The sequence below is a fragment of the Aeromonas sp. R3-1 genome (assembly GCF_040908345.1).
Classification (GTDB): domain Bacteria; phylum Pseudomonadota; class Gammaproteobacteria; order Enterobacterales; family Aeromonadaceae; genus Aeromonas; species Aeromonas veronii.
In genome coordinates this window covers 1-4,572 of record NZ_JBFODN010000251.1, presented here as the reverse complement: position 1 = coordinate 4,572, position 4,572 = coordinate 1, and the positions used below count along the sequence as shown (strand labels likewise).

The following is a 4,572-nucleotide window of genomic DNA, read 5'->3' as shown; positions in this document are numbered from 1 at the left end:
CCATGGCAAAACATGGTGGAAGTCATCGAGCCGTTTTACCCCAAGGCTGGTAATGGCCGGCGACCTTATCCGCTGGAAACCATGCTACGCATTCACTGCATGCAGCATTGGTACAACCTGAGCGATGGCGCGATGGAAGATGCTCTGTACGAAATCGCCTCCATGCGTCTGTTTGCCCGGTTATCCCTGGATAGCGCCTTGCCGGACCGCACCACCATCATGAATTTCCGCCACCTGCTGGAGCAGCATCAACTGGCCCGCCAATTGTTCAAGACCATCAATCGCTGGCTGGCCGAAGCAGGCGTCATGATGACTCAAGGCACCTTGGTCGATGCCACCATCATTGAGGCACCCAGCTCGACCAAGAACAAAGAGCAGCAACGCGATCCGCAGATGCATCAGACCAAGAAAGGCAATCAGTGGCACTTTGGCATGAAGGCCCACATTGGTGTCGATGCCAAGAGTGGCCTGACCCACAGCCTAGTCACCACCGCGGCCAACGAGCATGACCTCAATCAGCTGGGTAATCTGCTGCATGGAGAGGAGCAATTTGTCTCAGCCGATGCCGGCTACCAAGGGGCGCCACAGCGCGAGGAGCTGGCCGAGGTGGATGTGGACTGGCTGATCGCCGAGCGCCCCGGCAAGGTAAGAACCTTGAAACAGCATCCACGCAAGAACAAAACGGCCATCAACATCGAATACATGAAAGCCAGCATCCGGGCCAAGGTGGAGCACCCATTTCGCATCATCAAGCGACAGTTCGGCTTCGTGAAAGCCAGATACAAGGGGTTGCTGAAAAACGATAACCAACTGGCGATGTTATTCACGCTGGCCAACCTGTTTCGGGCGGACCAAATGATACGTCAGTGGGAGAGATCTCACTAAAAACGGGGAATAACGCCTTAAATGGCGAAGAAACGGTCTAAATAGGCTGATTCAAGGCATTTACGGGAGAAAAGATCGGCTCAAACTGAAAAAATGAAATGACTGAGTCAGCCGAGAAGAATTTCCCCGCTTATTCGCACCTTCCTTAAGTATTTGCCAATTTTTCCGGTATCTGGCACATGGAATTTCCCAAAAGTGGAACTATTACGAATAGCGCGGACAAATTCGATATTTACCTAATCCAAGAAAAAAACACCATCTGCGGCTTCCATTATGGCACGGGCCGCGGCACAGCAAAAATAGACTGGGGATGGGCAGATGATAAAAAACCTACAGTATATGGGCAGGAAACTAGCGCGAACACAGCTAAAGTAACCCTACATAGCAGCCATAGTGACAAACCAATTGAGGCTGTACTAAGCATCAAAGAAGGCCAGCTCATATGGTTATCAAATATCTCTGAAACCGAACTGCCACCAACAATTCCGAAATCAGCAACTCTTACTAAAAGCATACCAAACGGCCATGAATTTCGCGGTATCAAAAGCTGCAATACAAAAGGCACATAACAATGCACTCAAATCGTTCACTTCACTCACTGGGGCAGGCTAAAGCTGGCCCCTTAGCTTAATCGCTAGCCAATCGTTTTCCACTGGTTCTATCGCAAAGTTGACGAAGTAAACTAAAGTGTTGATGATGCTCAGGCATTAATTACGTTTAATTCAAACGTCATCACCCATTTTTTATCTATCAACATTGATATCCTCCCCCTTAAGTCTATTACCTTTTTGTTCATTTTGTTTTTTTGCTCAACACTCGCCTTTACATCAAAAACCTTATCAATCAACGTTTCATTTTCTCTCTTTATTTTATTTAGCAGTGTTAAATCAAGAAATTGAGTCGTCATCTCACTTATTTTACACACTGACAAAAATAACCCATCTATTGCCAGCACCAGCTCATCAACAATCAAATGAATTTCTTTTTTATATCAAATTCATCCATAGCAAACCCTTTTAGCTTTTGGGGAGTTATCGAAAAATAACCGATATAGCGAATGGTGAAAACATGTACATTAACGCCATCCGCCCCACCAGTCCACAAACGATTAGACAACTACACCTTAAAGCCCTTAGATATGGCATATAGTTTGCCTGCCAAGTCAGCCAACTCTGCACAAGCCTGATTCATTTGTTCCGCACCAGAAGAAACCTCATCAGATGCATTACTAATATTGATAATATTTCTATTCAATTCTTGACTAACTGTAGCCTGTTCCTCTAGTGCCGCCGCTATTTGAGCATTCATCTGTGATGTTACCGAAATAGATTGAACTATATCATTTACCGATACATTAATTGAGTTTGCATCTTTAGATATAGCCTCGATCATACCATTACTCTGCTGCATAGAGCTGCTAGCGTTTGATGTTTCGGATTGAAACTCACTTACTATCTTATTTATCTGAGCTGTTGAATCTTGAGTTCTCTTTGCTAAAGTTCTTACCTCGTCAGCGACGACAGCAAACCCACGCCCCTGCTCACCAGCGCGAGCGGCTTCGATGGCTGCATTCAAAGCCAACAAGTTTGTTTGCTCTGCAATATTTTGAATAACCTCAACTACTATACTAATATTGCGGCTGTTAACACCTAGTTGCTCTATAGCTTTTGATGTGGATGTAATTGTTGACATGGCACCATTAACCGTCTCATGCGCACGCCCAACCGTATTTAAACACTCAACAGACAACGAGTTCATTTCCTCTGATGTATTAGCTGCCTCCTGTGTGTTTCTGGATGTTTCATCTATCGTCGCTTGCATCTCATTCATTGCTGTTGCTAGTGATGCCAAATCAACTTGTTGTTTTTTCATATTGCTTGATGACTGTGATGATATAGCACTAACTTCTTCTGCTGCTGCGCTAAGTTGAGATATAGCTTGAGATAGCTCACTTACCATATGGTATAAATTAGCTCTCATTGTAGAAAAAACATCAGCCAAGGCACCAATCTCATCATTTGAGAATATTTTTTTATTGATATTCTTTGTCAGATCACCAGATGAAATAAACCCGGCCTGCTCAACCAAATAATCCATTGGCTTTTTAATTTTAACATAGAGAAGTTGAGAGATAATCCCTGCTATGAGCAACGCGACAACACAAATTGAATAATTTATGATTTCAGATTTTTCCTCTTCCTCCTTGGCAGTAGAATTTAACTCAGCCGCCACCTGCTGATTGAATTTTATGATATCAGCCATCTTACTTGCAGCTGGTTTTAACAATTCCCACTGTTTTACCATTACAATATCATATAAACCTTCTGGTTCTATATTTTGATTTATATATGAATTTAACAATGATATAACCATGTCATTGCCAGACAAGTATTTACCTATTAAGTGTCGGAATTCTTCAGCGTCAGCATCCTCTCTCTGTGAATATTTTTCAGACGAATATGGCAATTCTTCATATACAGCATCAATTTCAGCGTATTTTTTTCTAAAGAGTTGCATCTGATTTAGTAAATTTGATATTTCAGATTTATTTCCATTCATTTGGTGAATTAGAATGTTTAATTCAATTTGACGAATTGTCCCCAATGTGCTATCAATTGATGAAGATACTTGAATAGATGGAAGCACCGCATCATTTAAAGTAGACACTCTTTCTCCCATCGAATGAAGGGAAGCAAACGAAACCCAAGACATAATGAGTATAGCAACAATTAAGACAAAAAAGGACATCCTAATTCTCACGCCCAAGCTAATAAATTTCTGCATATGTCACCTTATATAATTGTTACTCATAACCGTCGATTGCCAAATGATAGCTATCAAACGGTGTTACGTACGCTGCCAACGCCTTTGCTAGTCCCTTCCCTCAGAATTTCAATCTCTACGCACATAGCTTAGTCAAATTAGCATGTTCCTTAACCTGTAGGACAAGACCATCAACAATACCGTGCACAATCAAAATTCATTTTTTTAACACTACCTTTACCTTTCCTACAGTCACAATATTGGTAAGCCATGAGAAATTGCGGCATTGTGCGTACATTTATTATCATCGGCCACGTACAGCTTTTCTATAGCTTATTTGATAATACTTCCAATCAGTTGAAATGGTGCCTTTCTATAAAGGCACCAATCACTTTCTCGTGGAGCTCAACGGAACGAGAGAAGCAGATGGTCTTGCGAGATGCGCGTTCTGAGCATCAGGTTGTTACGCTCGATACGCTGGGTGAATATCTTCCCGGTCAGATGTATCTCACTCGGCACATCTCTGGCGTAACTCCCCCAGTCATCGCTGGTGATAAAACCAATCTGGAACGGAGAAAGTAGGCTCAGCAAGCGGCGGCATATCTCATCGCTGCGTGGGCCAAAGGTATATGCCACGACTTGTTTTCTCTTGGTATGAGGTCTCCTGACAAGATCGGACAGTCCCGGATCAAGCAGCCTGAGCCGTTCTCCAATACCTCTTGTTATACTCCGCCGGGCTGACATTGCCAAGTCGTGAATGCCGACGCTGGCGGTTGTAAAAAATCTCTATGTATTCCTGAATCGCTGCCTTGGCCTCCGCTCTCGTCTCGAATCTATGGTGGTGAACCAGTTCATTTTTAAGAGACCCCCAGAAGCTTTCTATCGGGGCATTGTCGAAGCAGTTCCCCTTGCGTGACATGGAGG

At 43.4% G+C, this 4,572-nt stretch carries 6 protein-coding genes and 1 pseudogene; 2 read left to right on the top strand and 5 right to left on the bottom strand.

Features of this window, described 5'->3' with window-relative positions:
* Both AB5Y85_RS17270 and AB5Y85_RS17265 read left to right on the top strand, forming a co-directional pair.
* On the top strand, positions 1–885 hold an 885-nt coding region (locus AB5Y85_RS17270; protein WP_368221857.1), incomplete at its 5' end, for an IS5-like element IS5 family transposase.
* A 179-nt stretch (positions 886–1,064) separates the two neighbouring features.
* On the top strand, positions 1,065–1,454 hold the full coding sequence (locus AB5Y85_RS17265) for a hypothetical protein (protein ID WP_270820925.1): 390 nt from the start codon (positions 1,065–1,067) through the stop codon (positions 1,452–1,454).
* Between the two features lie 131 nt (positions 1,455–1,585).
* Here the strand turns inward: AB5Y85_RS17265 and AB5Y85_RS17260 are convergent, their stop codons facing one another.
* From AB5Y85_RS17260 to AB5Y85_RS17240, 5 genes and pseudogenes are all read right to left on the bottom strand, one after another.
* Positions 1,586–1,858 (bottom strand): hypothetical protein, encoded by a 273-nt coding sequence (locus AB5Y85_RS17260; protein ID WP_201883592.1) that lies wholly within the window; start codon positions 1,856–1,858, stop codon positions 1,586–1,588.
* On the bottom strand, positions 1,855–2,001 hold the full coding sequence (locus tag AB5Y85_RS17255; protein ID WP_155395910.1) for a hypothetical protein: 147 nt from the start codon (positions 1,999–2,001) through the stop codon (positions 1,855–1,857). Before AB5Y85_RS17255 ends, AB5Y85_RS17260 begins: the two co-directional genes overlap by 4 nt.
* A complete protein-coding gene (locus tag AB5Y85_RS17250) occupies positions 2,002–3,669 on the bottom strand; it encodes a methyl-accepting chemotaxis protein (RefSeq protein WP_252657435.1) in 1,668 nt (555 codons plus the stop codon).
* Between the two features lie 332 nt (positions 3,670–4,001).
* Positions 4,002–4,305: pseudogene (locus AB5Y85_RS17245) on the bottom strand (IS1 family transposase); the annotation flags it as partial.
* Positions 4,306–4,336: 31 nt separating this feature from the next.
* Positions 4,337–4,572 (bottom strand): IS3 family transposase (locus tag AB5Y85_RS17240; RefSeq protein WP_368221855.1); only part of this gene is annotated, 236 nt, incomplete at its 5' end.